Genomic DNA, 24,860 nt, shown 5'->3' on the forward strand with positions numbered 1-24,860 from the left:
CCAGGGTCAAGCCAGAGACGCTCGACGGTCACTGGACCGGGGCGACGCCTCCAGCTCGCACCACACCGTCTTGCCGCCCGGCGCGGGGCTCACCCCCCACCGCAGCGACACCGCCTCCAGCAGGGCCAGGCCCCGCCCGGACTCGTCGCCGTCGGCCGCCCGACGCGGCACGGGCCACGCGCGCGGGTCGGGATCGGTGAGCTCGACCCGCGTACGGGTTGCCCTTCCGTCGCCGGTGATCCGCAGGGTGACGGGGGTGCCCTCGCCGAGGTGGGTGATGACGTTGGTCAGCAGCTCGCTGACGCACAGCTCCGCCTCGGGGCAGGCGTCCGGACCGAGGTGCTCGCGCACCGCGTGACGCAGCACGGCGGCGGCGCGGGGCAGCGCGAGCAGCCGCACCGTGAGTTCGTTCACCGGCCGCCGCCGGCGGTCAGGGCCTCGGCGAGGAGCCGCGCGGTGGCCGCGTTGCAGTTGCCGAGGGCGATCAGGGGCGGGGTGGAGTACCGGCCCGCGTAGGACGGCAGGTGCAGGTCGAGGGAGGGGAGGGTGACCCCGTGCGCGGCGAGCGCGGTGCGCAGCGCGTCGAGGGCCGCGAACGCCTCGCGGTCGTGGGGGTGGTCGCTCATGCCAAGCCTTTCGTGGCGGACTGTGACGAAGTCCTCACAGGCTGGCGCCCGGGTGCCTACCGTGGGAAGGGTTTCCCGGTCCACTGAACGAAGTGTGGAAGGCGGGCCGAACATGGCCGCACGCAAGGACATCGACGGCTCGGCGAGCGTGCCCGCCTTCTACGGCAAGGAGCTGCGCTGGCGCCGGGAGGCGGCGGGCCTCTCGCTCCAGCAGGCCGTGGACGGCAGTTTCTACGGGGTCAGTTACCTGAGCGAGATCGAGCGGGCCCAGCGACGCATGCCGGTGGATCTGGCCCGGCATGTGGATCAGGTGTTGGGGACGGACGGCTTCTTCGAGAGGCGCTGCGAGGACGTGCGCAAGGCGCGGAGTGTCGGCCAGGCCAAGTACGCCGAGAGGGTTCTGGAGGCCGAAAGCTTCGCGGAGACGATCGATGAGTGGTGCCCGACCGTCTTCCCGGGCGTGCTACAGACCGAGCCCTACACGCGGGCCCTCTTCAGGGCGGAACGTCCGCTGGAGCCCCAGGCGGAGACCGATGCGAAGGTCAATGCCCGGCTGGAGCGAGCCCGTCTCTTCGGGGACGACCAAAGGGCTTCCGAGTACTGGGTGATCCTGCACGAGTCGCTGCTGACGCTGCCGGTCCTTCCGCCGGCAGGCATGGCTGAACAGCTCAACCGTGTAGCGGTCTTGGGGAGGCGGCGACGGATCGTTCCACAGATCCTTCCGTGGAATGGTGGAGCGCACCCTTTCATGGCTGCCGGTACCGTCCTGATTCTGACCTTCGGTGACGCGCCACCGCTGGTCTACACGGAGTCCCTGCACAGTGGTGTCACGGTCGACGATCCGGCCATCGTGAAGCGCTACCAAAGGTCGTACGATCTGCTCAGGGCTGCCGCACTACCACCGGAGGCGTCCCTCGCCCTGATCGAGGCGACCGCGGAGGACTACCGAAATGGCAAGCAGACACGTTGATTTGAGCGCCGCCCGCTGGCGCAAGAGCAGCTACAGCAACACTGACGGTGGCGTGTGCGTCGAAGTGGCCGACGGCCTGCCCGGGGTGGTCCCCGTGCGGGACTCCAAGGTCCACGGCGGGCCCGTCCTGCTGGTGTCGGCAGGGGCCTGGGCGCCCTTCGTCGCCGCCCTCAAGGCCCGCTGACCGGAACTCGGCCTCCCCTGCCCCCGGGGCCTCGGTAGGCTTCGGCCCATGTACGGCTACGACCAGAACCCGGGCGCCCAGCAGCAGTACGCCCCGCAGCAGCCCCCGCAGGGCTACGCGCAGCAGCCGCCGCTGTACCCGGAGCCGTCCCCGCCCTCCCTCGCGGACGCCGTCCGGGCCTTCACCACCGGCTCGCTGTCCGCCGAGGACTTCCAGCAGATCTTCGCGACCTCGAAGGTCTACTGCCCGCGCGGCGACACCCCCGGGTTCCTGGCCCTGCACAACACGCAGCAGCCGGTCATCCCGATGTTCACCACGCTCAAGGAACTGCGCCGGTACGCCGGCAAGGAGTCCAAGTACTTCGTGATCACCGGCGCCGAGGTGATCGACCTCCTGCCCACCGGATACGGCTTCGTCCTCGACATGGAGGGCGACCACCGGATGGTCTTCGACGCGAAGGCCGTCGAGCAGATGGTCGACTTCGCGATGCGCCGCATGTACGGCTAGCCGGGCGGGCGGGGGCGGGCGTTTGCTGAGGGTGCACTTCACGGCGGAGGACCTGTTCGACGTCACCTTCGCCCCCGAACCGCTGCCGCTCGTCGAACTGGCCATGACGCTCGTCGCCGCCCAGCGCACCGACGAACGGGCCGTCTTCGGCCGCTGGCGCACCCGCGTCGGCCGTGAACTGCCCGGCGCCGTCCGCCCGCTGCTGGACCTCCTGAGACCCGACGGCCAGAACCCGCAGTTCGTCGAACCGTACGCGCGCGACCTGGAGGAGGGCCTCGCCGCCGTACGGCGGGCCGGCGCCCGCCTCACCCCCGACCAGTGGCACACCACCGCCGGACGGGCCCCCGGCGGCCCCGGGTGGGTACGCGCCCTGAGCGACGGCGACCGCGAGGCCTGGGACCACCTCGACGCGGCGCTGCGCACCGCCCACACCGCCCTCGTCGCCCCGCACTGGCCCCGGATACGGCAGGCCTTCCGGGCCGACGTCGCCTGGCGCGCCCGGCTCCTGGCCGCCCACGGCATCAAGGCCTGCCTGGCCGGCACCCACCCCTCGGCCCGCTGGACGGGCACGGTGCTGGAGTTCGACGGCCCGCCCGCCTACGAGGTGCACCTGGGCGGCCGCGGCCTGCGGCTGATGCCCTCGCCCTTCTGGACCGGCCGACCGCTGCTCGCCGAGGGGCCCGACGGACCGGACGGCGCGCCCCTGCTGCTGTACCCGGCGCTGACGCCGCTGCCGCTGGTCGACGCGGGGACGGCGGGCGGGGCGCTGGACGCGCTGCTGGGGCGCACGCGGGCGGCGCTGCTCCAGGCGCTGGTCGGCGGGCGCACGACGAGCGAGCTCGCGCGGGACCTGGACATCAGCCTGCCGTCCGTCTCCGAGCACACCCGCACCCTGCGCGCGGCCGGGCTGATCACCACGCGGCGCGACGGCAAGGCGGTCCTCCACGCGGCGACGGGCCTGGGGGTCGACCTGCTGCGCAGCGGCGGCTGAGGCGGGCGGCCGAGGCGGGCGGCGGCCGAAGCTTTCGGGCACGGCCGAAAGGATCGCGGCCCGGGCGGCGCGCGGCGCAGTATCGCCGGGGCGGGGGATCCACGGGGGAATCCTCCGCCCACCTACCGAGGAGGCAGTGATGGCCCGTACGTCGTCCACGTCATCGATCCGTACGAGGGTCGCCGCCCTGGCGGCCGGCGCGACGCTGGTGCTGGGCACGGGGATCCTGGCGGCGGCTCCCGCGCAGGCCGCCGATTCGTTCGGCTGCCCGTCGGGGGCGGTCTGCTTCTACCCGGGCACGAACTGGTACCAGGCGCCGTCGAAGACGTTCTGGAGCCGGGGCGTCCACCGGATCTACGGCTGGGAGGGGCAGCACATCGTCTACAACAACCAGACGGCCGGCTGGACGGTGGCGCTGTGCCGCAACTCCAACGGCACCGACTGCCTGCCGAAGATGCGTCCGGGGGACGGTTGGCCGGAGAACCTCTCGCCGATCAACTCGATCGTCATCGCCGACCGGTAGCCCCGGTGCGGCGCCGTCGCCACCAGGCGATGCCCGCCGCACCGAGGGCCAGGGCGGCCAGGCCGTACCCGTACAGGAGCACCGGGTCGGGGTGGTGGGCCAGGGAGAGGCGGACGCCGGCGAAGCCGGGGAGGGCGACGAGCCCCCAGCGGCCGTCGTAGTCGATCCCGTGGGTCGCCCACTGGAGCAGCAGGGCGGCGAGGAAGGTCAGGACCGCCCAGGCCGTCAGCCAGGGCCAGGGCGAGCCGGGCAGGGGCTCCATCGGCAGGCCGGTCGCGGCCCAGCGGTCGGCCGCGTACCCGGCGGCCGTCATCCCGGCGGCGGCCAGGCCGGCCCAGCCGACGGCGACCACCGCGGCGGGCACCCGCCGCCGACGGTCGGGGGCGGATGCGGCGGACCCGTCGGATGAGTCGGGGGTCTCGGCGGCTTCGGGGGTGTGGGTCTCCTCCATGTCCGGGAAGACCGCACCGGACCCCATCTGGTTGACGCGTACGTCTCAACACAACGGAACATGGCCGAAAACGCCTGGTCACAGGCGCGTCGCGGCCCACGCACCCGCTCGGGAATCGCCCGGGCGGGTGCGCTGTTGTGTGGGTGTGGCAGAAAGTTCGAGTTTCAACTAAACTCGAACCGAGAAGGAGGTCCTGACCATGCCCGCAGTGACTGTTGAGAACCCGTTGGCCCTTCCGCGCGTGGCCGCGCCGGTCGAGGCCGTGTCCCGCCCCGTGCTGGCCGTCACGACCGCGCCGACCGGTTTCGAGGGCGAGGGTTTCCCCGTGCGCCGGGCGTTCGCGGGGATCAACTACCAGCACCTGGACCCGTTCATCATGATGGACCAGATGGGTGAGGTGGAGTACGCGCCCGGTGAGCCGAAGGGCACCCCCTGGCACCCGCACCGCGGCTTCGAGACCGTCACGTACATCATCGACGGGATCTTCGACCACCAGGACTCCAACGGTGGCGGCGGCACCATCACCAACGGTGACACCCAGTGGATGACCGCGGGCTCCGGCCTCCTGCACATCGAGGCGCCGCCCGAGCACCTCGTCGTCTCGGGCGGTCTCTTCCACGGCCTCCAGCTGTGGGTGAACCTGCCGGCCAAGGACAAGATGATGGCGCCGCGCTACCAGGACATCCGCGGCGGCTCCGTCCAGTTGCTCACCTCCCCCGACGGCGGCGCGCTCCTGCGCGTCATCGCCGGTGAGCTCGACGGCCACCAAGGCCCCGGCGTCACGCACACGCCGATCACGATGGTCCACGCGACGCTGGCGCCCGGCGCGGAGATCACGCTGCCCTGGCGCGAGGACTTCAACGGTCTGGCCTACGTGCTGGCGGGCAAGGGCTCGGTCGGCGCGGAGCGCCGTCCGATCCACCTCGGTCAGACCGCGGTCTTCGGAGCCGGCGGCTCGCTGACCGTCCGGGCCGACGAGCGGCAGGACGCGCACACCCCGGACCTGGAGGTCGTCCTCCTCGGCGGGCAGCCGATCCGTGAGCCGATGGCCCACTACGGCCCGTTCGTCATGAACACCCGCGAGGAACTCCAGCAGGCGTTCGAGGACTTCCAGAAGGGCCGGCTCGGCACGGTCCCGGCCGTGCACGGGATGTCCGAGAACGGGCTGTAGGCCCGTCAGGGGCCGCCAGCGCCCGTCGGGGGCCGTCGATCGGGGGATCGACGGCCCGGCGCGGGACGGTCAGGAGTGCCGGGGGGCCGGGGCCGGCGGTGTTCCGGGAGGCGGGGGCGCGTAGCGGCCCCGGAGTTCCGACACCACCCCGAACCCGGCCGCCGCCAGCGGCACCGCGAGCAGCATGCCCAGGATCCCGGCGACGCTCGCCCCGGCCGTGATCGCCAGCATCACCACCGCCGGGTGCATCTGCACGGTGCGGCTCTGCACCATCGGCTGGAGGACGTACCCCTCGATCATCTGCACCGCCACCACCAGGCCCAGCGCCCACAGGCCGATGATCCACCCCCGGTCGGCGAGGGCGACGAGCACCGCCACCGCGCCGGAGAGGAAGGCGCCGAGGTAGGGGATGTAGGCGGTCACGAACACCAGGGCCGCCAGGCCCAGCGCACCCGGCACGCGCAGCACCAGCAGCCCCGCCCCGATCAGTACGGCGTCGACGAGGGCCACGAAGGTGGTGCCGCGCATGAAGCCCTCGACGGCCTCGAAGCCCCGCCGGCCCATCGCCTCCATCAGGTCCCCCGACCGGCTCGGGACGATCGCCCGCAGCGTGCCCACGGCCCGGTCGGAGTCCCGCAGGAAGAAGAAGATCAGTACGAGGGCCAGCAGCGCGGTCGCGATCATGCTGCCGACCACGCTGATCCCGGCGACCACGCCGGAGGCGGCCGTACCGCCGAACTTCGCCAGCAGCTCCTTGGAGTTGGCCGCCAGGTCCTCCAGGGAGGTGCCCGCCGCCCCGAAGTGCTCCGCGAGGCTCGCGCCGGCCCGCGTCAGCGAGGCGATGATCTGGTCCCCGGTCTCGATCAGCGCGAGGGTGACCACGTAGACGGCCCCGCCGACGACGGCGATCACCGCGAGGCAGGTGATCGCCGCGGCGAGCGACCGGCCGACCCCCATGCGCACCAGCCGCCGGTGCAACGGACCGAGCAGCGCGGTGCCGAGGACGGCCACCAGGACGGGCGTCACGACGCTCTTGAAGACCACGCACAGCCAGACGCCGACGGCGAGGACACCGCCGGCCAGCAGCAGCACCGCGCACCAGGCCGCCGCGCGCCGTACCGGCTCGGGCAGCAGAGGGGTCGTCATGGCCGCGTCCACCTACCTTTCGGGCTTGCCGGATGCCGGATGCCGGATGACGGGTCGCCCCCCGGCCCGCGGGGCCGCTACCTCGTTCCGTCGTCCGTCTCGATCTCCGTCTCGATGTCCGTCTCGATCGGTTTGGAGCGCTCGTGCAGCTCGAACCAGATCGACTTCCCCTCGCCGCGCGGGTCGACGCCCCAGGTGTCGGCGAGCATCTCCATGAGCAGCACCCCGCGCCCGCTCGACGCCATCTCCCCCGGGTGGCGCTTGTGCGGGAGCTCGTCGCTGCCGTCGGCGACCTCCACCCGCAGCCGGCGCGCGCCCAGCTCGCCCACGGCCTCCGCCATCAGCAGGGCGTCGCCGTCGGTGTGCACGAGGACGTTGGTGACCATCTCGGAGACCATCAGCACCGCCGCGTCCACCTGCTCCGGGTCGGCCCAGTCGTGCAGCAGCTCCCCGACCTGCCGGCGGGCGCCCGCGATCCGCTCCGGCTCGGCCTGCGCCACCGTCAGCATGGTGCGCCGGGCGGGCCGGGTCGCGTGCGGGGGCCGGTCGCCGCGGCCGCGGTCCGGGGCCTCGCGGCGCAGCAGCACCACGGCTATGTCGTCCTCGCGGCGGTCCGCGAGGGGGCCGGTGGTGTGGTGCGAGGAGGGGCCGTGGACGGCCTGGACCAGCAGGTCCGCGAGGCGTTCGAGGCGCGCCGCGTCCCGGGCGGCGGTGCCCGGTCCGTGGTCGTGGCCCTCGGCGGCGGTGGTGTCGCCGGGCCCGCCGGCGGGGTCGGGGACCTCCGTCTCCAGGATCGCGCGCAGCCGCGCCCAGCCCGTGTCGAGGTCGTGACCGCCCGTCTCGATGAGCCCGTCGGTGCACAGCATCATCGTCTCGCCGGGCTCCAGCGTGAACCGGGTCGTCGGGTAGTCGGTGTCGGGGACGATGCCGAGCGGCAGCCCGCCGGCCGTCGGCCGCATCAGGACGGTGCCGTCGGCCATCCGCACCGCCGGATCGGGGTGCCCGGCGCGCGCCACCTCCAGCAGGCCGGTCCGCGGGTCGCACTCCACGTAGAGGCAGGTCGCGAAGCGCGGGCTGTGGAAGTCCGGGTCGTCCTCCCCGTCCGGCGCCCCGGCGCCGCCGCCCGCCCCCGTGCCGGGGCGCGGGCCGGTGCCGTCCTGGGAGGCGCCCAGCCCGGCCAGGAAGCGGGATGCCCGCGACAGGACGGCGTCGGGCCGGTGGCCCTCGGAGGCGTACGCGCGGACGGCGATCCGCAGCTGTCCCATGAGGCCGGCGGCCCGTACGTCGTGCCCCTGGACGTCGCCGATCACCAGCGCGAAGCGGCCCGACGGCAGCGGGATCATGTCGTACCAGTCGCCGCCGACCTGGAGCCCGCCGCCGGTGGGGACGTAGCGGGCGGCGATCGTCATCCCGGGGATCTCGGGCCCGAGCTGCGGCATCATCGACCGCTGGAGGCCCGTGGTGAGCTCCCGTTCGGATTCGGCCACCCCCGCCCGCTGGAGGGCCTGCGCCAGCATCCGCGCGACGGTGGTCAGGACGGACCGCTCGTCGGGGGAGAAGGTCACGGGATGCCTGAACGCCGCCATCCAGGCGCCCATGGTGCGCCCGGCGACGATCAGCGGCAGGAAGGCCCAGGAGCTGCGGCCGAAGCGCTGGGCGAGCGGCCAGGTGGCCGGGAAGCGCCGCTTGTAGTCCTCGGGCGTGGGCAGGTAGATCGCCCGTCCGGTCCGGACGACCTCCGCCGCCGGGTAGTCGGTGTCCACGCCCATGCTGGCGAAGGGGCCCTCGTCCCCGGGGCCGTGCCCGTGGTGGCCGATGACCGACAGGCGTTCGCCCGCCATGCCGAAGACGGCGAGCCCGTCCGGGTTGAAGCCCGGCATGGACAGCGAGGCCGCCACCCGCAGCACCTCCGCCGTGGAGCGGGCCTCGGCCAGGGCCCGGCCCGCGTCCAGCAGGAAGGCCTCGCGCGAGCGCCGCCAGTCGCCGGTGATGGGGGTGTGCGCGGCGGTGGTGCCCGGCTGGGGTTCGGCGATCTCCTGGATGGTGCCGATCAGCTCGTAGTCGACCCGGCCGTCCGGGGCGCGGTTCTCCACCGGCTTCGAGCGGCTGCGCACCGTGCGCAGGACCCGCCCGTCCACGTCCATGATCCGCAGGCGGGCCTCGGCGAGGGTGCCCTCGGCGACCGCGAGGGTGACGATGCCGTTGATCTCGTTCCAGTCCACCGGGTGGAAGCGCGAGCGGACCGCGACCTCGGGCAGGGTCACGGGCTCGGGGGGCAGCCCGAGCAACCGGGCGGCCTCACCGTCGAGGGTGACCTTCCCGGAGGCGTTGTCCCATCGCCACAGACCCGTCGCGATGGCGGCCAGGACGTCCTCGGTGCGCACGTGGTCATCTTTACAGGTCAACCGTCGGAGCTGCCTGTTCACCGGCCCGTGCGGGCGCGCCCGCACGGCGGCGCGCCCGGACGGTAACCTTGGGACGGTTGAATCCACCCTGGTATCGCGTAGAACTGGATGACTGATGCATCGGTACAGGTCCCACACGTGCGGCGAGCTCCGTGCCTCCGACGTCGCCTCCGACGTCCGGCTGAGCGGCTGGCTGCACAATCGTCGAGACCTGGGCGGCATCCTCTTCATCGATCTGCGTGACCACTACGGCATCACGCAGCTCGTCGCCCGCCCCGGCACCGCCGCCGCCGCCGTCCTGGACAAGCTGTCCAAGGAGACGGTCGTACGGGTCGACGGCAAGGTCGTCTCCCGCGGCGCCGAGAACGTCAACCCCGACCTGCCCACCGGCGAGATCGAGATCGAGGCCGTCGAGGTCGAGGTGCTCGGCGCGGCCGCCCCGCTGCCCTTCACGATCAACACCGACGACGGTGTGAACGAGGAGCGGCGCCTGGAGTACCGCTTCCTCGACCTGCGCCGCGAGCGCATGCACCGCAACATCATGCTGCGCTCGGCGGTCATCGCGTCGATCCGCTCGAAGATGGTGGCCCTCGGCTTCAACGAGATGGCGACCCCGATCCTCACCGCGACCTCCCCCGAGGGCGCCCGTGACTTCGTCGTCCCCTCCCGCCTGAACCCGGGCAAGTTCTACGCCCTGCCGCAGGCGCCGCAGCAGTTCAAGCAGCTGCTGATGATCTCCGGCTTCGACCGCTACTTCCAGATCGCGCCCTGCTTCCGCGACGAGGACGCCCGCGCCGACCGTTCGCCGGGCGAGTTCTACCAGCTCGACGTCGAGATGTCCTTCGTCGAGCAGGAGGACGTCTTCCAGCCGATCGAGCGCCTGATGACCGAGCTCTTCACCGAGTTCGGCAACGGCCGCGAGGTCACCTCCCCCTTCCCGCGGATCCCGTTCCGCGAGTCGATGCTGAAGTACGGCAACGACAAGCCCGACCTGCGCGCCAAGCTGGAGCTCGTCGACATCACCGACGTGTTCGAGGGCTCGGAGTTCAAGGCGTTCGCCGGCAAGCACGTGCGGGCCCTGGCCGTCCCGGACACCGCCGCCCAGCCGCGCAAGTTCTTCGACGGTCTCGGCGAGTACGCGATCTCGCTCGGCGCGAAGGGCCTGGCCTGGGTCCGCGTCGGCGAGGACGGTGCCCTGACCGGCCCGATCGCCAAGTTCCTCACCGAGGAGAACGTCAAGGTCCTCACCGAGCGTCTGGGCCTGGCGGCCGGGCACGCGGTGTTCTTCGGCGCCGGTGAGTTCGACGAGGTCTCCAAGATCATGGGCCCGGTCCGGGTCGAGGCCGCCAAGCGCGCCGGCCAGTTCGAGGAGAACGTCTTCCGCTTCTGCTGGATCGTCGACTTCCCGATGTACGAGAAGGACGAGGAGACCGGCAGGATCGACTTCTCCCACAACCCCTTCTCGATGCCGCAGGGCGGCATGAAGGACCTGGAGGAGAAGGACCCGCTCGACATCCTGGCCTGGCAGTACGACATCGTCTGCAACGGCATCGAGCTGTCCTCCGGCGCCATCCGCAACCACGAGCCCGAGGTCATGCTGAAGGCCTTCGAGATCGCCGGTTACGAGGCCGAGACCGTCGAGCGCGAGTTCGCGGGCATGCTCCGCGCCTTCCGCCTCGGCGCCCCGCCGCACGGTGGCATCGCCCCGGGCGTCGACCGCATCGTGATGCTGCTGGCCGACGAGCCGAACATCCGCGAGACCATCGCCTTCCCGCTCAACGGCAACGCCCAGGACCTCATGATGGGCGCCCCGACGGTGCTGGAGGAGACCCGCCTGCGCGAGCTGAACATCGCGCTGCGCAAGCCGGTCGAGACGAAGGCCGCCGCCTCCGAGCGTCCGGTGTCGGACGCGGTCACGCCGGACGCGGGTTCGCCGCGCGGCTGACCCGTCGGTCGGGCAGGATCCTGAACGCCGAAGGCGGCGTCCCCTCCGGGTGGAGGGGGCGCCGCCTTCGGCGTTGACGGGTTCGCCGCGTACGGGTTCAGAACCGCTGGAGCAGGCCCTTGGCGAGCGCCGCGGAGGTCAGCTCGGTGGGGGTGGGTCCGGCGTGGAAGAAGCCGGCGTTCGCGGCGTCCAACTTGCGCAGGAAGTCGAAGGCCTTGGCGTCGTCGTCGCCGAACGCGACGAACTGCCAGAACACCTCCGGTGCGGAGGCCTCGGCGTCCGCGAGGGCCTGCCGGGCGGGCTGACGGTTGTCGGGGGCGCCGTCCGTCTGGAAGACGACCAGGGCCGGGCCCGTGCCGCCGTCCTCGCGGTAGCGCGCCAGGACCGCCTCGACGGCCACGTGGTAGCTGGTGCGGCCCATCCGGCCGAGCTCGCCGTGGCGGGCCTCGACCCAGGTCGCGTCGTGCGCGTCCAGGGTCAGTTCGGCGGCGCCGTCGACCTCCGTGGAGAAGAACACCGTGTGGACGGTGGCCCGCTCGTCCAGGTGCGCGGCCAGGCCGAGCGCGTGGTCGGCGAGGTGCTGGGCGCTGCCGTCCTTGTAGAAGCCGCGCATCGAACCGGACCGGTCGAGGACCAGGTACACCTTCGCGCGGGCCCCGGCCCGGCCCTTGGTGCGGAGCACCTGGCCGGCGGCCTTGTACGCGGACGACACCCCCGGCGCCCGGCGCCGGACCGCCGCCGCGGCGAGGGCGGGCCCCTGCGGCGCGCCCGCGTCGCCGTCGACCTCGGGGGCCTCGGGGGCCTCGGGGGCAGCCTCCGCCGTGGCGGCGGGTTCCACGCCGACCTCGGGGGCCGTGACGGCCTCGGGCTCCGCCGGGGCGACGGGCTCGGTGACGGCCTCGGGGGCGGTCTCGGGCTCCGGCTCGGCAGCGGCTTCCGGCTGCGGCTCGGCTGCGGGCTCGGCCTCCGGCTCGGCGGTGGCCTCGGCGGCGGGCTCGGGCTGCGGTGCGGGTTCCGGCTCGGTGACGGCCTCCGCCGGGGCGACGGGGGCGGCCTCGGCCTCGGGCTCGGATGCCACGACGGCTTCGGCGACGGGCTCCGCAACGGGCTCGGTGGCGGCCTCGGGCTCGGATGCCACGACGGGCTCCGCAGCGGGCTCGGCCTCCGCCTCGGGCAGCGGCTCGGTGAGCGGGGCGGTCGTCGCCTCGACCTCCACGGGGGCCTGCGCGGCGGGAGCGGCTTCCGTAGCGGGCTCGGCCTCGGCCGCCGGCTGCGGGGCGGGCTCCGCCTCGGCCTCGGCCGGCACCTCGGTATCGACGGCCGCCTCGGCGGCACCCGCGGCCGGGGGTTCGGTTTCGGCCACCGAAGCGGGTGCCGGCTCGGCGGGCCGGGCGGCCGGTGGCGTGGCCCGGCCGGAGCTCTCGGCCGCCGCCGGCGTCACCGGGCGACGGGCTTCGGGGACCGTGGGGTCCGAGGTGGTCGCGGGGGCGGTGAGCAACGTCCCCGGCTCGCGGTCGCGCGGAGCGGACTGCGGCGGAACGGTCGGGTTGTCGAAAGACGCCGCCACCAGCTCGGCCGCCGCGTCCAGGGGGGTGCGTTCCGCCTGGTTCGGTACGGCCGCAGTAGAGGCGTCGGACGTCTCGGGTACCGGTTCCGATGACCGGCCGAACACCTTGCGCAACAAGCTCCGAATACCCATGGGCCAGGCCTTTCGCATGAGTGCGTGCGTCATTTGTCCGTGCTGCGCGGTTGATCCCTGCCCAGAGTGGACACGTAAGGTTATCGGCCCCTTGGCTGGAACTTCGGCAGGGGCGCCTTTCGTGGCGCCCGGCCCCCCAGGCAACCGGTTCGGCCTGGTGAACTGCCCCTCCGCCGTGCCGGGTTCATCCAGCGTTCATCCCCGCGCCGCCGCATCGGCGCAACCCGGCCCTAGCGTCGCGGCTGGATTCCTACCGACACGTTGTCGGCGCCGTGCACTTACCGGAGGACACCTCGTGCGCAAGCTCCTGCCGCTTCTCGGCAACCCGCATGGGAGCGGCCGTTCCGCTCTCACCTGCCGCTACCGCTGTGGAGACGCCTGCTTCCACGAGGTGCCCAACACCAGCGACAACGAGTACGCCGGCGACGTCATAGCCCGCGCCTACTCCCGCCGCTCGATGCTGCGCTCCGCCGCCGTCGTCACCGTCGCGACCGCCGCCGGCACCGCGGTCACCCTCGGCGCGGGCGGCGCCCCGAGCGCCACCGCCGCGCCGGCCGACCCGGTCGACGCCGCGAAGCGCGGTTCCGGCGAGGCCGCCCGCGGCCTGCGCTTCAAGTCCGTCGCGCCGAACACCGACGACAAGGTGACCGTCCCCGAGGGCCACGAGCAGAACGTGGTCATCCGCTGGGGCGAGCCGATCGTCAAGGGCGCCCCGGCCTTCAACGCGGACCGGCAGACCGCCGCCGCGCAGGCGGGCCAGTTCGGCTACAACAACGACTTCCTGAGCCTTCTCCCGCTCGGCGGGGACTACGAGCGTCAGCAGCTGCTCGTGGCCAACCACGAGTACACGGACGAGAACCTCATGTTCAAGGGCTACGACCCGGCCAACCCGACCCGCGAGCAGGTCGAGATCGCCTGGGCCGCGCACGGCCTGTCCGTGGTCGTCGTCCAGGAGGACCACCGCAGCGGCCGGCTGGCCGCCGTCACCCGCCACCGGCTCAACCGGCGCCTGCACACCAAGAGCGAGTTCCGGATGACCGGTCCGGCCGCCGGCGGCGCCCTGCTGAAGACCTCCGTCGACCCGTCCGGCACGAAGGTGTTCGGCACCCTCAACAACTGCGCCGGCGGCACCACCCCGTGGGGCACCACCCTCCACGGCGAGGAGAACTTCAACCAGTACTTCGCCAACGCCGGCCAGGTCACCGACCCCGTGCAGGCCGCCCGTCTGAAGCGCTACGGCGTGACCTCGGGCGCCACCGAGCGCAAGTGGGAGCGGTTCGACAAGCGCTTCGACGTGGCGCAGGAGCCCAACGAGTCGCACCGCTTCGGCTGGGTCGTCGAGCTGGACCCCTACGACCCCGACTCGGTCCCGCGCAAGCGCACCGCGCTCGGCCGCTTCAAGCACGAGGCCGCGCAGCCCCGGCTGACCGAGGACGGCCGTCCGGTCGTCTACATGGGCGACGACGAGCGCTTCGACTACTTCTACAAGTTCGTCTCCTCGAAGCGGATGAAGAGGGGCGACTCCCGCGCGGCCAAGGAGCACAACCTGACGCTGCTCGACGAGGGCACCCTCTACGTCGCCAAGCTCACCGGTGACGCCCCCGCCGGCGAGGTCGACGGCTCCGGCAAGCTGCCCTCGGACGGCGAGTTCGACGGTTCCGGCGTCTGGATCAAGCTCGCCACCGGCAACGTCTCGCACGTCGAGGGCATGACCGCCGAGGAGGTGTACGTCTTCACGCGCCAGGCCGCCGACAAGGTGGGCGCCACGAAGATGGACCGCCCCGAGGACGTCGAGCCGTCGCCGCGCACCGGCCGGGTCTACGTCGCGCTGACGAACAACACCGACCGCGGCAAGCCGGGCAAGGAGGGCGCCACCGAGCCCAACCCGCGCAACCTGAACAAGCACGGGCAGATCCTGGAGCTCGCCGAGAACTTCGACGACCCGGCCGGAGACGGTTTCGCCTGGAGGCTGTTCCTGGTCGCCGGTGACCCGAACGACCCGGCCACCTACTTCGCGGGCTTCCCGAAGGACCGGGTCAGCCCGATCTCCTGCCCGGACAACGTGGCCTTCGACCCGCACGGCAACCTGTGGATCTCCACGGACGGCAACCAGCTCGGCTCCCACGACGGCCTGTTCGGCGTCGCGACCGCCGGTGACCGGCGCGGTGAGCTGAAGCAGTTCCTGACGGTGCCGCGCGGCGCCGAGACCTGCGGTCCGCTGATCCAGGACCGGCGGGTGCTGGTGTCGGTGCAGCACCCGGGCGAGATCGACGGGGCCTCCGTCGAGAAGCCGCAGTCGGTGTGGCCCGACGGTCCGGGCAAGCTCGTGCGCCCGGCGGTCGTGTCGGTGTGGCGCAAGGACGGCAAGAACATCGGCGTCTGATCCGACGACCGGCATCCGGCATCCGGCTCCCGGCACCCGTCCCGCGGGTGCCGGGCGCCGCGTCAGGCGTCGTCGTCCGTCAGGCGTCGTCGTCCGTCAGGCGGCCGACGGGCAGGCGCAGCGTCGTCACCGCGCCCCCGTCCGGGGCGTTGGAGAAGACCGGCTCGATGCCCAGGACGGCGGCCTGGCCCATGACGATCGTCAGGCCCAGGCCGTGTCCCCGGCCGCGGCCGGGATCGCCGGTGCGAAACCGCTTCGGGCCCTGTTCGATCAGCTCGGCGGGGTAGCCCGGCCCGTGGTCGCGCAGTACGACCACCGGGCCCTCCACCGTCACCTCTACGGGTGGTCGGCCGTGCTTGTGGGCGTTGACGAGCAGGTTGGCCAGGATCCGGTCCAGGCGCCGGCGGTCGGTCAGCACGACGAGGTCCCGCACCACCCGGACCTTGGCCGGCAGCCGGGTCGCGGCCACGGCCCGGCGTACGGCGCGGCCCAGTTCCACCCGGGCGAGGTCGGCGCGTTCGACGCCGGAGTCCAGCCGGGAGATCTCCAACAGGTCCTCGGTGAGCAGGTGCAGGGCCTTCAACCGGTCGTTGATCATCTCCTTGGGGCGGCCCTCGGGCAGCAGGGCGGCGGCGGCCAGCGATCCCGTCAGCGGGGTGCGCAGCTCGTGCGCGACGTCCGCCGTGAACCGTTTCTCGGCCTCCAGCCGTTCCTGGAGCGAGGCGGCCATCGAGTCCAGGGCCTGGGCGACGTCGCGCACCTCGTCGCGGTAGCGGCGCGGGCGGGGGCCGTCGTCGGCGGGCAGGCCGATGCGGGCGTCCAGGTCGCCGGCGGTGATGCGGCGGGCCACGGCGGCCGTGGTGGCGAGCCTGCGGCTGATCCGGTTGGCGAGGAAGAGGCCCGCCAGGGCGACCACACCGGCCGCGAGGACGGAGGAGGCCAGGATGGCGGCGTCGATGTCGCGCAGCCGGGTGCGGGTGTTCTCGTAGGGGATCCAGACCGCGAGGGCGTGCCGGTCGGCGGGGCCGGCGGCCCACATCACGGGCTCGCCGTCGTGGACGCCGACCATGCTGCCGGTGCGTCCGCGCGCGACGAGGGCCTTCAGGGGCGGGGGCAGGCCGGGCGGGTCGAGGGCGACGTTCACGTCCCCGTGCGCGGTGCCGTACTCGTAGTGGCCGAGGGCGTGGTCGAGGTCGCGGTCGGCGTCCTTGCGGACCTCCCCGACGATCTGCCGGGCGGCCACGTTGTGCACGAGGATGCCGAGGGCCGCGGCCACCAGGCAGCACACCAGAGTGGTGGTGAGGGAGATCTTCCAGCGCAGGCCGCTCATCGGGCGCATCGCGACCGGTCCGGGCTCAGGGGGGTGTCGGAGAGGGCGAGGCACTCGTCGAGGGTGAGCTGGGACAGGTTCATGATCCCGGCCTTGGGGTCCCAGACGTAGTCGGAGACGGAGATGTAGCGGGGGTTCGAGGTGGGTTCGCGGACCGCGAGGTGTTCGGCGGCGACCTCCACGCCCTCCAGGACCCCGCGCCGGGACAGGATCCGGGTGACGGCGCCGTCGGCCCGGACGGTGTAGACGCGCAGCTCGCTGATCCGGCCGTCGACGTCGAGGGCGGTGATCAGTTCGGCCTTGCCGTCGCCCGTCACGTCGTGCAGGGCCGCGGGGCGCACCGGGCAGTCGGGGCCGCCGTCGGGGGCGTCGGTGCACAGGGCGAGGCGTTGGACGGCCCGGGGGTCGACGAGGCGTCCGGTGCCGCCGTCCTGCTCCGCGGCGGAGGTGATGTCGGCCCGTACGACGGCGAGCGCGTCGACGCCGCGCATGTCCCCGCCCGTCACCTCGGGCAGGCCGGGGACCACGGCGGCCGTGCCCGATTCCTGGCCGGGGGGCGGTGCGGAGGGGCGGACGTCCTTCCACAGGGTCTGGGGGGCGTGGGCGGTGCCCAGGTCGCCGTCGTCCTTGAGGCCCTCGACGTCGGCGCACCCGGCCGTCGCCCCCGCCACTACGGCGGCGAGGACCATCACGGCCGAGGCGCGGTGCATGTACCGATGCTCACCCGCCGGCGGCGCCCCGGCCCGGCCCGTGGGCCGTTCGGGCGACGGGGCGGGACGGGCTCGGGGCTCGGGGCCGGGTCGGACCGGTGGCCGGCGCCGAACGGGCAGCCGGCGGGACGCCCGGGCCCGGGGCGCCGGACGGGCTCAGGGCTCGGGGCGGGAGATGGCGCGGGCCGCCGCCACCTCCTGGTGGACGGGGGCCAGGACGCTCGACGGGTCCTCGGGGGGCTCCACCTCGACCCGTACCGGGGTGGTGCTGGTCCGCACGCCGGCCGCGAGGCCGCGCAGCTCGCGCGTGATCCGTTCGACCTCCGCCGGCGCGGGCGGCTCGGCGCCGTGGTTGACCCGGACCCGGGCGGCCGTGGTGGCGTCCACGACGCGTTCCACCGCCACCACCAGCGGCCACCAGGCGGCCGCGCGGGCCCCGGTCGGCGGGGGCTCGGTCAGGGCCCGCTGGAACTCGCTGCGCACCCCGGACAGGTCGCGGTAGATCCTGCGGCGGGCCTGGAGGCGGGCCTGCCGGGCGGCCTTCAGCTCCGCCTCGTCCGCCACGGGGGCGAAGGCCCGCTCCACGTAGCGGGCGGCGTCGTCCACGGTGTCGGCGAGCCGGGCGCCGATGCGGGTGCGCCAGCTCTCGGGCCACAGCAGGTAGCCGGCGATCAGGGTGATCGCGCAGCCGATCAGGCTGTCCAGCAGCCGGGGCCGGATGAGGTCGAAGCCCTGGTGGTTGAGCTGGTCCGACAGGAGCAGGATCACCGGGGTGATCGCCGCGGTCTGGAAGGCGTACCCCTTGGCGGAGAACACCGGGATCAGCGCGCCGAGGACCACCATCACGGGGACGGACCACCAGCCGCGCGGCACCTCGGCGAGGACGGCGGCGGCCAGGACCAGCCCGCCCGCCGTGCCCAGGGCGCGCAGCAGGGCGCGGGAGAACACCGAGCCGAAGTCCGGCTTGAGGACGAAGGTGACGGTCAGCGCCACCCAGTAGGAACGCTCCACGGGGACGAGGGAGACCAGGGACTGCGCGAGTCCGATGCACAGGGCGAGGCGCAGTCCGTAGCGCCAGGAGGATCCGGACAGCATCATGTCGCGCACCCCGCGCCGGGCCCGGACCCGCAGGGCGGCGGGCCGGCCGAGGCGGTCGTCGACGTTGTACGGGTCCGGCTCGGGCAGGTGCACGATCTTCGCGGCGTGCCGCAGCGCGGCGTCCATGGCCCGCTCGGCCGGGGTGTGCGGCGGGGGCAGGACCAGGGAGGGGGTCGCGGTGCGACCGCTCTCGACGGCGTCGGCCAGGTCCCGTACGGCGGCCGGGATCGCGGCGGGCAGCGGGCGGCCCCGCAGGTGCGCGGCGGGGGCGGCCTCGACCAGCGGGATCAGCACGTTGAGCTGGGCGAGCATCCGCACCAGGGTGGGGCTGCGCCCGTGGACCCGGGCGCGGCGGCCCAGGATGAGGTCGTAGGCCTGGTTGAGGGCCTGCGTCACCCGTTGCCGGTGTTCCTCGTAGCGCGCGGCCGGTCCGCCGGCGGCTTCGAGGGCGTCGGCCAGGGCCCGGTAGCAGGAGGCCACGGCGACCCGTTCGGGCTGTCGTCCGCGCAGCGGCCATCCCAGCAGGGTCAGGAGGAGGACGAACAGGCCGCCGGCGGTGAGCAACAGCGGGGCCGTCCACCAGGGTCGGGGCATCGGCAGTCCGGCGCCGACGACGGCGTTCAGCAGGAGCAGCAGCCCGGACACGGAGGCGACCGTGCCGATCGAGGAGATCATGCCGGAGACGAGGGCGACCAGGGTGAGGACGCCGACCGCGAGCCAGCCGTGTCCGAAGACCAGGGTGCCGAGGGCCACGCCGACCGCGCCGAACAGCTGCGGGACTCCGATGTTCAGCACCCGCATCCGGTAGGCGTCGGCGGTGTCGCCGATCACCCCGGACAGGGCGCCCATGGAGACCAGCGCCCCGTACTCGGGCTCGTCGAGGGCGAAGCCGACGGCGAGGGGCGCGGCGAGCGCGACGCCGGCGCGGACGGCCGCCGCCCAGGGGACCGGGGCTCCCGTCGGGCGCAGGCCCGCGAGCAGCCAGGAGGGTGGGGCCGGCGTCCGGGGCCGGGGCCGCCCGGACGGTATGTGCTCGGTGCGTCGTTCGGTGGTCATTCCGCTTCCGTGTCACCGGCTTCCGTGTCACCGCTCGCGAATCGGTCGTTCTGGGGAGCTAGGCGGAGGATGGGTATGTTCCGAGCTTATGGGGTGTTGCGCAGTCGTCCCGTCAGCCAGGCCACCGAAGCGGCGGCGAGCCCGACGGCGAGGACCAGCCAGGCGGTGCTCCGCAGGAACGCGGTGAGCGCGTCGTAGACGGCGGCGGCGGCCTGACGGTCGACGTCGGCGGGCAGGTCGTCCAGGGTGAGGCGGCGGCACAGGGCGATCGCGATCCACAGCAGGACGGCCCCGACGGCCAGCCCGAGACCGGTGGCCACGACGGCCCGCCGGCGGCGGACGGCGACGGCGACGGCCGCCGCGGCGAGCAGCACGGTCAGGGCGGGGAGCCAGACACCGGCGATCTGGAGCATGCGGAACGCCTTCCGGAGCGAGCCGAGGTCGTCGTACTCCATGACCTTCACGGACAGGTGGGTCTCGGGGATGCGGTCGGCGAACGGCACCCCGCCCGTCACCAGTTCCTCCTTGACCCGGGCGATCACCGGCGCGAGGTCGAGGGTGACGGCGTCGCCGTCACCGGTGGTGAGCGCGTGCAGGAACGCCGCGTGGGCGGCGCGGTTGGCGGCGTCCCAGGCCGTGCGGTAGGCCGGGGTGCCGGCGAAGGACCGCAGGGCCTCGTCGACGAGTGCCTCGACGCCGCCCTGGAAGGGCCCGGCGTCGATCTGCCCGGCCAGCGCGCGGCCGGCCTGCGTGACGACCACGTTCTGCACGGCGGGGTCGGAGGCGAGGGGGGACATGGCGGCGGTGTAGCGGTCGACGTCGCCCAGCTCGCGGTCGGCCCAGTACGCGACCGCGCTCGCGGGCACGAGGAGAGCCACGAGTACGATGAGGGCGGCCGAGAGGTAGGTGCGCACGTCACCAGGGAAAGGCGTCGTCACCGCCGGCGCCGGCGGGGGTGCTGCGTACGGGTGCGGTGCGTACGGGTGCGGTGCGTGCGGGTGTCGTCCGGGCGGGTGATCCACTTGCCGCTCCCCTGCGGTGGGTGTGCTCTGGAGGGTGGAAGAGAGGAGCCCGCCATGGCACACGCGGCACCCACCGTCCGGCGGCACCGTCCGGCGGCATCCGTGAACGCTGACCACACCGACCGCAACCGCCTGGTCCGCGCGCTCTTGCTCGGCCTCGTCTACGGGGTCTGGGCGGCCTTCATCAAGCGTCAGATGGGCCCGGTCGACGCGGGCAACGTCTTCTACGGGATCCTGTGCGGCGCGCTCTTCGCGGCGATCATGTTCACCCTCGCCAAGGTCGGGCCCAGGCTGGGGCGCGAGGTGCACGCCGCCGCGTACGGCGTGTTCGGCGGCATCGCGGCGGGCTACCTGCACAGCCTCACCAACGAGTCGGTGCTGCGCGGCGCCACCGTCGGCCTCTTCGTCGGCCTGGGCGTCGGGATCGCCGCGTTCTACCGCTACTACACGCGGGAGGACTGACCGGAGCCGATCGGGGCACCGGCCGGGGCACCGGCCGGGCGCCGACCGCGGGGCGCCGGCCCCCGCCCCGTTCCGCGGGGCGGGGGCCGGGTGCCGGTGATCCGGGTCCGGGGGGACCGGCCGCCGGCCTACGCGGCCGGGTCGACGGGCGCCTGCGCCTTCGCCTGCGCCTGCGGGGACTCACCCCCCGGCTCGGCGTCGGCGGGCACGGTCTGCACCGCGGCCGCCTGCTGCGGCAGGGGCTGGGGCCCGCTCTGTTCGGCCGGTTCGGTGCGCCGGGCCGGCGGGGCGAAGCGGGTGGCCTCGGCGCGGAGCATGGCGTTCAGGGCGGCGTAGGGGTCGATGGGCATGGCGGAACCTCACGGTGTTCGGGGGTGTGGGGGGTCGCTCTGCTGCTCGGCCCGTTCAGCAGCGCAGGACCACGCTCCGCACCGTCCGCCCGGACGGGACCGGCCCGCCGGGCCCGTGGGAACCCACCCGGGCGTGCGGGCCCGGGTGTTTCACGTGAAACGTCCTCGGCGGCAGCCGCCGTACGGTCGGCGCCCCGCGGACGACGGTCCTCGCCGTCGCCCGTCCGGCGGGCTCGGTGCCCGTCTCGCCCTGGCCCTCGCCGGGTTCGGTCGGTGCCGACGGACGCGACTCCGCGGCCGTCACCGGTGTCGCGGCGATCACCGCCGAGGGACCGGCGCCGAACAGGCACAGCAGGGCGACGCAGACCACCGTCAGGACCCTTGCCGGCACGGTCCGTGCCTTCCGCGCACCGCTCATGGGGGATTGCATGCCCCGGTGTCCCGGGCGACTCCCGGGCCACGCCCGAGAAGCCCCCGACCGGGGGACGAAGACACCCCTGTCGGCTCAGGCCCGCCGGCCGTACGGACTACAGGGGGCGCTCCGGCCAGTCCAGGAGCCGGGCTCCGATCACGGCGGTCTGGAGGGTGTAGCGCTGCACCGGATCGCCCGCGTCGGCTCCCGTCAGCCGGTGGATCCGCTCCAGACGGTACGTCAGGGCCCGCACGCTCAGGCTCAGTCGTCGCGCCGCCTCCGCCGCCACGCACCCCGAGTCGAAGTACGCCGTCAGCGTGTCGAGCAGCGGGCCGGGACCGCCGCGGCCGGCCCGCAGGGGTCCGAGCACGGTCAGCACCAGGTCGGCCATCGCGGCCCGGTCCCGGGTCAGCACGGGGTAGACCAGCAGGTCGGCGGCGTGCAGCACCGGTCCCGTGAAGCCGAGCCGGTCCGCGAGGTCGAGCGCGGCGAGGGCCTCCTCGTACGAGGTGACCACGCCGCCCGGGCCGGGATGGGGGCGGCCGACGGCGGCGAGCCCCTGCGCGGTGCCCGCCGCCGTACCGGCTCCCGCGCCTCCCGTGCCCGCCGACACGCCTACCGCGGCGTCGACGCCGACGGCCAGGCGGGCGAAGTGGGCGAGGACCTCGCCGGTGTCGCCCGGGGCCACGCAGACGAGGCGGCCGTCCTTCGTGGAGAGGAGGAAGGTGCGGCTGTCGAACCGGGCGCGGAGCGCGGCCTCCACCCGTCGGATCGCCGTGCCCGTGTCCTCGTAGGGTTCGGCGGCCCGGGCGACGGCCACGGCGTGCGCGTGCGCCAGGTGCAGGCCGAAGCGGGCGGCGCGTTCGCTGAGTCGGCCGAGGTCGCTGCGCCCGAGCAGCAGGTCGTCGACGAACTCCCGCCGCGCGGCCTCCTCCTGGCGGACCGCCAGCCTTTGGGCCCGCTCGTAGCCCTCGGTGAAGGCGTCCACGCACTGTTCGACGGCGGCCATCACGTGGTCGGGGGTGACGCGGCCGGCGAGCGCCGTGCGGGTGGCGGAGAGGTGCGCGCCGACCAGGGTGCGCAGCGCGTAACCGGCCTCGGCGGCCTTCTCGCCGAGGGCGCGTCGGGCGTCCAGTTCCTCCCGGCGCGGTCTGCGGCCGGTGGCCTCCGCGGCCGTCAGGATCCGTGCGTACCCGACCAGGTACTCCTCGGGTATGTCCCGCCCAGATGTCACGCCGGTCCCTCCGGTTCGTAGCAAACCGTCATTCTCCCCCGAGGACGGGGCGCGGTCGGAACGGGCGGCGAGGGACGCGAGGGCGGCGGGCTGGGCGGCGGGCGGAGGGTCGGGGTCAGACCACGACGAACGCGACCGCCGCCGCCCCCATGAGGGCGGCGGCGAGGTGCATCGCGGGGTGGCCGTAGTCGCCGAACCAGAGGTGGCGGACCAGTCCGCCGAGGGCGGCCAGGGCCCCGACCACGCCGATCTGCGCGAGCAGGGTCACGGCGGTGAAGGGGGCCAGGACCAGCAGGAGCGCGTTCAGCCAGAACGGTGCGGCGCCGGTCCAGCCCCGCCATGCCCAGATCGCGGACTGCATGTCCCGGCTCCCACCCTCAACACCCGCAACAGGTGTAACACGCTCAACTCGTCGGCTGTACAGCCTCCTTGGGTGTGAGGGCGGGGGCAATAGCGCGTTCGGCTAGATATCCGAAGACCAGGCCGAAAGTCGTCCACAGCGTGGCCTGGATGGCCAGCGAGGCGAGTCGGAACTGCCAGAGGAGCGCCGCCGGGAAGCCGGCGGGCACCTCGTCGACGGCGGGCAGGAAGACGTACGAGAGACCGACCGCGGCCACGAAGGCGAGCGCGGCGACGACCGAGGCGTTCCAGCCCCCGAGCCTCGGCGCGAGGCGACGGCCGAGGACCAGCGCCGCGGCGGCGAGCAGCGCGCCCAGCGCGATCATCAGGAGGTAGAGGGCGGTCCGGCGGGCGGCCGTCTCCGGGTCCCCGACGGCGGGCGGGTTGGCGGGGTACTTGAAGAACGGCACCAGGGTCACGGTGACGAACAGGGCGCCGGTCACCAGGGCCGCCGTGGCGCGGGGGCCGAAGCGTCCGACGCGGCCCAGGGCGAAGCAGAAGGCGAGCGCGGCGATGCCGCCGAGCGCGACCCCGTAGAGCAGGACGCCGGTGCCCAGGCCGGCGGTGGCCTGGAGGGCGCGGCTGACCGGGGGTTCGTCGCCGTGGTCGTGGCCGGCGACGGCGGCTCCGGCCTCCTCGATGGCGATGGCGGCGTCCACCTTCGACTCGCCGAGGAGGTAGGCGACCAGGAAGGCGGCCACACCGGCCAGGAGGCCGGCGAGCATGCCCCGGAGCAGCAGGACGCGGGGGGAGAGGTTCACGTGGGTGTCCCTTGCGTGATCGGGCTGGAGCGGCAGGGATCAGTGGCAGGGGAAGCCGAGCAGGTGGCGGCCGTCGTGCAGCCATTCGTGGACGCCCTCGCCCTGGAAGACGGCGGTGGCGCCCTGTTCGATGCCGACGAAGTACAGCAGCACGAGGGTGACGACGGCGGCGAACGCCGCCCACGGGGCCAGGGCGGAGAGGGAGAGGGGGGTGATCGCGGCGGGGGCGGAGCTGGGCGCGGCGGAGTGGGCCATGGCAGAACCTCCAGGGGGAACACGCGTCCCGGTCAGTGGTGCTGTCGAGGAAGGGGGGCGGGTCTGACTTCCCTCCCCGGGTGCCGCGGGAGGTCTCACAGTGGCGCGACCGTGCCGGATTCACACCGGTACTTCCGCCGTCCCTTCGTCATGTCGTCCGCGACCGTACCGCGCGCGTGGCTTGAACACCACGGCGTGCGGACGCCGCCCCGCGCCCCCCGCGCACGCTCTACGCTCCTGGTCATGCCGCCTTCCGTGCCACCCGCCGCGCCCGCCCCGCAGGGCTCCGTACGCCTCTTCCTGGCCACGCCGCCGCTCGATCCCGACGCCAGTCGGGGCCGCTTCGGGCGCGGGGAACCCTGCCCCGGACACCCGGGTCTGGCCGGCCCCGCCACCGGCCGCTGGGCGGGACGGGAGCTGGAGGAGGTCGCCGCCGAGGACCCCGAGGGCATCCGGCGCTGGCTCACGGACCCGGCGTACGAGCCCCCGGGCGGCGGGGAGTCGGTGGCCGCGCTGATCACCCGTACGGGCGCCCACCTCCTGGGTCTCGCGCCGGGCCGGCACCACGCCGAGGTCGAGCCGATCGTCGTGCGGGCGGTGGTCGTGGCCGCGCTGGCGCTGCCGGCCGAGACCTTCTGGCGGCTCGACGTACGACCGTCCACCGTGACCACCCTCACCGGGCGCTCGGGCCGCTGGAACCTCCTCCTCGGCGGGCCCGGACAGCAGGACGGCCCGGACCCCGCGACGCGGTCCGGGCCGAACTGAGCTGT

Annotated in this window: 26 protein-coding genes; 10 read left to right on the top strand and 16 right to left on the bottom strand. The window is 73.9% G+C overall.

All coding sequences use genetic code 11. From position 1 onward, the window contains the following. Positions 1-6: 6 nt before the first annotated feature. Both AB0D01_RS05160 and AB0D01_RS05165 read right to left on the bottom strand, forming a co-directional pair. Positions 7-414 (bottom strand): ATP-binding protein, encoded by a 408-nt coding sequence (locus AB0D01_RS05160; RefSeq protein WP_363053636.1) that lies wholly within the window; start codon positions 412-414, stop codon positions 7-9. Next, a complete protein-coding gene (locus tag AB0D01_RS05165; protein WP_363053637.1) occupies positions 411-626 on the bottom strand; it encodes a hypothetical protein in 216 nt (71 codons plus the stop codon). The genes AB0D01_RS05160 and AB0D01_RS05165 overlap by 4 nt, the downstream gene beginning before the upstream one ends. Positions 627-738: 112 nt before the next feature. Between AB0D01_RS05165 and AB0D01_RS05170 the strand changes: the two genes are divergently transcribed. The 5 genes from AB0D01_RS05170 (at position 739) to AB0D01_RS05190 (ending at position 3,801) form a co-directional block, all read left to right on the top strand. Next, a complete protein-coding gene (locus AB0D01_RS05170; protein ID WP_363053638.1) occupies positions 739-1,596 on the top strand; it encodes a helix-turn-helix transcriptional regulator in 858 nt (285 codons plus the stop codon). Continuing rightward, on the top strand, positions 1,577-1,780 hold the full coding sequence (locus AB0D01_RS05175; protein WP_363053639.1) for a DUF397 domain-containing protein: 204 nt from the start codon (positions 1,577-1,579) through the stop codon (positions 1,778-1,780). Before AB0D01_RS05170 ends, AB0D01_RS05175 begins: the two co-directional genes overlap by 20 nt. A 48-nt stretch (positions 1,781-1,828) precedes the next feature. After that, positions 1,829-2,287: an SseB family protein gene (locus tag AB0D01_RS05180; RefSeq protein ID WP_363053640.1), complete on the top strand. Its 459-nt coding sequence runs from the start codon at positions 1,829-1,831 to the stop codon at positions 2,285-2,287. 31 nt (positions 2,288-2,318) lie between these two features. Beyond that, positions 2,319-3,278, top strand: coding sequence for a winged helix-turn-helix domain-containing protein (locus AB0D01_RS05185; RefSeq protein ID WP_363053743.1), 960 nt, complete (start codon positions 2,319-2,321; stop codon positions 3,276-3,278). Between the two features lie 139 nt (positions 3,279-3,417). Then, the gene (locus AB0D01_RS05190) at positions 3,418-3,801 is read left to right on the top strand and encodes a hypothetical protein (RefSeq protein WP_363053641.1); all 384 of its coding nucleotides are present in this window, start codon (positions 3,418-3,420) and stop codon (positions 3,799-3,801) included. On the opposite strand, the gene AB0D01_RS05195 is transcribed toward AB0D01_RS05190, so the two are convergent. After that, on the bottom strand, positions 3,785-4,279 hold the full coding sequence (locus AB0D01_RS05195; RefSeq protein ID WP_363053642.1) for a hypothetical protein: 495 nt from the start codon (positions 4,277-4,279) through the stop codon (positions 3,785-3,787). The two genes, AB0D01_RS05190 and AB0D01_RS05195, sit on opposite strands and share 17 nt — an antisense overlap. Positions 4,280-4,451: 172 nt before the next feature. On the opposite strand from AB0D01_RS05195, the gene AB0D01_RS05200 reads away from it, so the two are divergent. Then, complete coding sequence (locus AB0D01_RS05200; RefSeq protein ID WP_363053643.1) at positions 4,452-5,423, top strand: pirin family protein; 972 nt, start codon at positions 4,452-4,454, stop codon at positions 5,421-5,423. A gap of 69 nt (positions 5,424-5,492) precedes the next feature. Here AB0D01_RS05200 and AB0D01_RS05205 read toward each other — a convergent pair whose 3' ends face one another. Continuing rightward, the gene (locus AB0D01_RS05205; protein ID WP_363053644.1) at positions 5,493-6,569 is read right to left on the bottom strand and encodes an AI-2E family transporter; all 1,077 of its coding nucleotides are present in this window, start codon (positions 6,567-6,569) and stop codon (positions 5,493-5,495) included. A gap of 77 nt (positions 6,570-6,646) precedes the next feature. Continuing rightward, positions 6,647-8,953: a SpoIIE family protein phosphatase gene (locus AB0D01_RS05210; RefSeq protein ID WP_363053646.1), complete on the bottom strand. Its 2,307-nt coding sequence runs from the start codon at positions 8,951-8,953 to the stop codon at positions 6,647-6,649. A 136-nt stretch (positions 8,954-9,089) separates the two neighbouring features. Here AB0D01_RS05210 and aspS point away from each other — a divergent pair, with 136 nt between their 5' ends. Further along, entirely contained in the window at positions 9,090-10,919 is a 1,830-nt protein-coding gene (aspS, locus tag AB0D01_RS05215) for an aspartate--tRNA ligase (protein ID WP_363053647.1), read from the top strand. Positions 10,920-11,016: 97 nt separating this feature from the next. Here aspS and AB0D01_RS05220 read toward each other — a convergent pair whose 3' ends face one another. After that, positions 11,017-12,618 carry a VWA domain-containing protein gene (locus tag AB0D01_RS05220; RefSeq protein WP_363053648.1) on the bottom strand — a complete coding sequence of 534 codons (1,602 nt, stop codon included), beginning with the start codon at positions 12,616-12,618 and terminating at the stop codon, positions 11,017-11,019. 295 nt (positions 12,619-12,913) lie between these two features. On the opposite strand from AB0D01_RS05220, the gene AB0D01_RS05225 reads away from it, so the two are divergent. Continuing rightward, the gene (locus AB0D01_RS05225; RefSeq protein WP_363053649.1) at positions 12,914-15,001 is read left to right on the top strand and encodes a PhoX family phosphatase; all 2,088 of its coding nucleotides are present in this window, start codon (positions 12,914-12,916) and stop codon (positions 14,999-15,001) included. 79 nt (positions 15,002-15,080) lie between these two features. On the opposite strand, the gene AB0D01_RS05230 is transcribed toward AB0D01_RS05225, so the two are convergent. The 4 genes from AB0D01_RS05230 to AB0D01_RS05245 form a co-directional block, all read right to left on the bottom strand. Continuing rightward, a complete protein-coding gene (locus AB0D01_RS05230; protein WP_363053650.1) occupies positions 15,081-16,340 on the bottom strand; it encodes a HAMP domain-containing sensor histidine kinase in 1,260 nt (419 codons plus the stop codon). After that, on the bottom strand, positions 16,328-17,041 hold the full coding sequence (locus AB0D01_RS05235) for a hypothetical protein (RefSeq protein ID WP_363053651.1): 714 nt from the start codon (positions 17,039-17,041) through the stop codon (positions 16,328-16,330). The genes AB0D01_RS05230 and AB0D01_RS05235 overlap by 13 nt, the downstream gene beginning before the upstream one ends. A gap of 156 nt (positions 17,042-17,197) precedes the next feature. Beyond that, the gene (locus tag AB0D01_RS05240; protein WP_363053652.1) at positions 17,198-19,195 is read right to left on the bottom strand and encodes an FUSC family protein; all 1,998 of its coding nucleotides are present in this window, start codon (positions 19,193-19,195) and stop codon (positions 17,198-17,200) included. Between the two features lie 86 nt (positions 19,196-19,281). Further along, positions 19,282-20,109: a hypothetical protein gene (locus tag AB0D01_RS05245; RefSeq protein ID WP_363053653.1), complete on the bottom strand. Its 828-nt coding sequence runs from the start codon at positions 20,107-20,109 to the stop codon at positions 19,282-19,284. 162 nt (positions 20,110-20,271) lie between these two features. On the opposite strand from AB0D01_RS05245, the gene AB0D01_RS05250 reads away from it, so the two are divergent. Beyond that, positions 20,272-20,679 carry a hypothetical protein gene (locus AB0D01_RS05250; protein WP_363053654.1) on the top strand — a complete coding sequence of 136 codons (408 nt, stop codon included), beginning with the start codon at positions 20,272-20,274 and terminating at the stop codon, positions 20,677-20,679. A gap of 128 nt (positions 20,680-20,807) precedes the next feature. Here AB0D01_RS05250 and AB0D01_RS05255 read toward each other — a convergent pair whose 3' ends face one another. The 6 genes from AB0D01_RS05255 to AB0D01_RS05280 all read right to left on the bottom strand — a co-directional run bounded on the left by AB0D01_RS05255 (position 20,808) and on the right by AB0D01_RS05280 (position 24,090). Next, complete coding sequence (locus tag AB0D01_RS05255) at positions 20,808-21,029, bottom strand: hypothetical protein (RefSeq protein ID WP_363053655.1); 222 nt, start codon at positions 21,027-21,029, stop codon at positions 20,808-20,810. Positions 21,030-21,084: 55 nt separating this feature from the next. After that, a complete protein-coding gene (locus AB0D01_RS05260; protein ID WP_363053656.1) occupies positions 21,085-21,420 on the bottom strand; it encodes a hypothetical protein in 336 nt (111 codons plus the stop codon). Between the two features lie 136 nt (positions 21,421-21,556). Continuing rightward, positions 21,557-22,675, bottom strand: a complete 1,119-nt coding sequence (locus AB0D01_RS05265; protein ID WP_363053657.1) for a helix-turn-helix domain-containing protein — start codon at positions 22,673-22,675, stop codon at positions 21,557-21,559. Positions 22,676-22,790: 115 nt separating this feature from the next. Beyond that, positions 22,791-23,036 (bottom strand): hypothetical protein, encoded by a 246-nt coding sequence (locus AB0D01_RS05270; RefSeq protein ID WP_363053658.1) that lies wholly within the window; start codon positions 23,034-23,036, stop codon positions 22,791-22,793. A 43-nt stretch (positions 23,037-23,079) separates the two neighbouring features. Further along, positions 23,080-23,835: a CbtA family protein gene (locus AB0D01_RS05275; protein ID WP_363053659.1), complete on the bottom strand. Its 756-nt coding sequence runs from the start codon at positions 23,833-23,835 to the stop codon at positions 23,080-23,082. Between the two features lie 39 nt (positions 23,836-23,874). Then, the gene (locus AB0D01_RS05280; protein WP_363053660.1) at positions 23,875-24,090 is read right to left on the bottom strand and encodes a CbtB domain-containing protein; all 216 of its coding nucleotides are present in this window, start codon (positions 24,088-24,090) and stop codon (positions 23,875-23,877) included. A gap of 243 nt (positions 24,091-24,333) precedes the next feature. Here AB0D01_RS05280 and AB0D01_RS05285 point away from each other — a divergent pair, with 243 nt between their 5' ends. After that, the gene (locus AB0D01_RS05285) at positions 24,334-24,855 is read left to right on the top strand and encodes a histidine phosphatase family protein (protein ID WP_363053661.1); all 522 of its coding nucleotides are present in this window, start codon (positions 24,334-24,336) and stop codon (positions 24,853-24,855) included. Positions 24,856-24,860: the final 5 nt, after the last annotated feature.

Source organism: Streptomyces sp. NPDC048606, assembly GCF_040650855.1.
Classification (GTDB): domain Bacteria; phylum Actinomycetota; class Actinomycetes; order Streptomycetales; family Streptomycetaceae; genus Streptomyces.

Coding starts and splice junctions, on each gene's coding strand:
- AB0D01_RS05170 (WP_363053638.1), top strand. CDS start 739: ATGGCCGCACGCAAGGACATCGACGGCTCGGCGAGCGTGCCCGCCTTC.
- AB0D01_RS05200 (WP_363053643.1), top strand. CDS start 4,452: ATGCCCGCAGTGACTGTTGAGAACCCGTTGGCCCTTCCGCGCGTGGCC.
- AB0D01_RS05205 (WP_363053644.1), bottom strand. CDS start 6,569: ATGACGACCCCTCTGCTGCCCGAGCCGGTACGGCGCGCGGCGGCCTGG.
- AB0D01_RS05190 (WP_363053641.1), top strand. CDS start 3,418: ATGGCCCGTACGTCGTCCACGTCATCGATCCGTACGAGGGTCGCCGCC.
- AB0D01_RS05285 (WP_363053661.1), top strand. CDS start 24,334: ATGCCGCCTTCCGTGCCACCCGCCGCGCCCGCCCCGCAGGGCTCCGTA.
- AB0D01_RS05165 (WP_363053637.1), bottom strand. CDS start 626: ATGAGCGACCACCCCCACGACCGCGAGGCGTTCGCGGCCCTCGACGCG.
- AB0D01_RS05270 (WP_363053658.1), bottom strand. CDS start 23,036: ATGCAGTCCGCGATCTGGGCATGGCGGGGCTGGACCGGCGCCGCACCG.
- AB0D01_RS05195 (WP_363053642.1), bottom strand. CDS start 4,279: ATGGGGTCCGGTGCGGTCTTCCCGGACATGGAGGAGACCCACACCCCC.
- AB0D01_RS05255 (WP_363053655.1), bottom strand. CDS start 21,029: ATGCCCATCGACCCCTACGCCGCCCTGAACGCCATGCTCCGCGCCGAG.
- AB0D01_RS05220 (WP_363053648.1), bottom strand. CDS start 12,618: ATGGGTATTCGGAGCTTGTTGCGCAAGGTGTTCGGCCGGTCATCGGAA.
- AB0D01_RS05250 (WP_363053654.1), top strand. CDS start 20,272: ATGGCACACGCGGCACCCACCGTCCGGCGGCACCGTCCGGCGGCATCC.
- aspS (WP_363053647.1), top strand. CDS start 9,090: ATGCATCGGTACAGGTCCCACACGTGCGGCGAGCTCCGTGCCTCCGAC.
- AB0D01_RS05175 (WP_363053639.1), top strand. CDS start 1,577: ATGGCAAGCAGACACGTTGATTTGAGCGCCGCCCGCTGGCGCAAGAGC.
- AB0D01_RS05280 (WP_363053660.1), bottom strand. CDS start 24,090: ATGGCCCACTCCGCCGCGCCCAGCTCCGCCCCCGCCGCGATCACCCCC.
- AB0D01_RS05235 (WP_363053651.1), bottom strand. CDS start 17,041: ATGCACCGCGCCTCGGCCGTGATGGTCCTCGCCGCCGTAGTGGCGGGG.
- AB0D01_RS05180 (WP_363053640.1), top strand. CDS start 1,829: ATGTACGGCTACGACCAGAACCCGGGCGCCCAGCAGCAGTACGCCCCG.
- AB0D01_RS05240 (WP_363053652.1), bottom strand. CDS start 19,195: ATGACCACCGAACGACGCACCGAGCACATACCGTCCGGGCGGCCCCGG.
- AB0D01_RS05230 (WP_363053650.1), bottom strand. CDS start 16,340: ATGCGCCCGATGAGCGGCCTGCGCTGGAAGATCTCCCTCACCACCACT.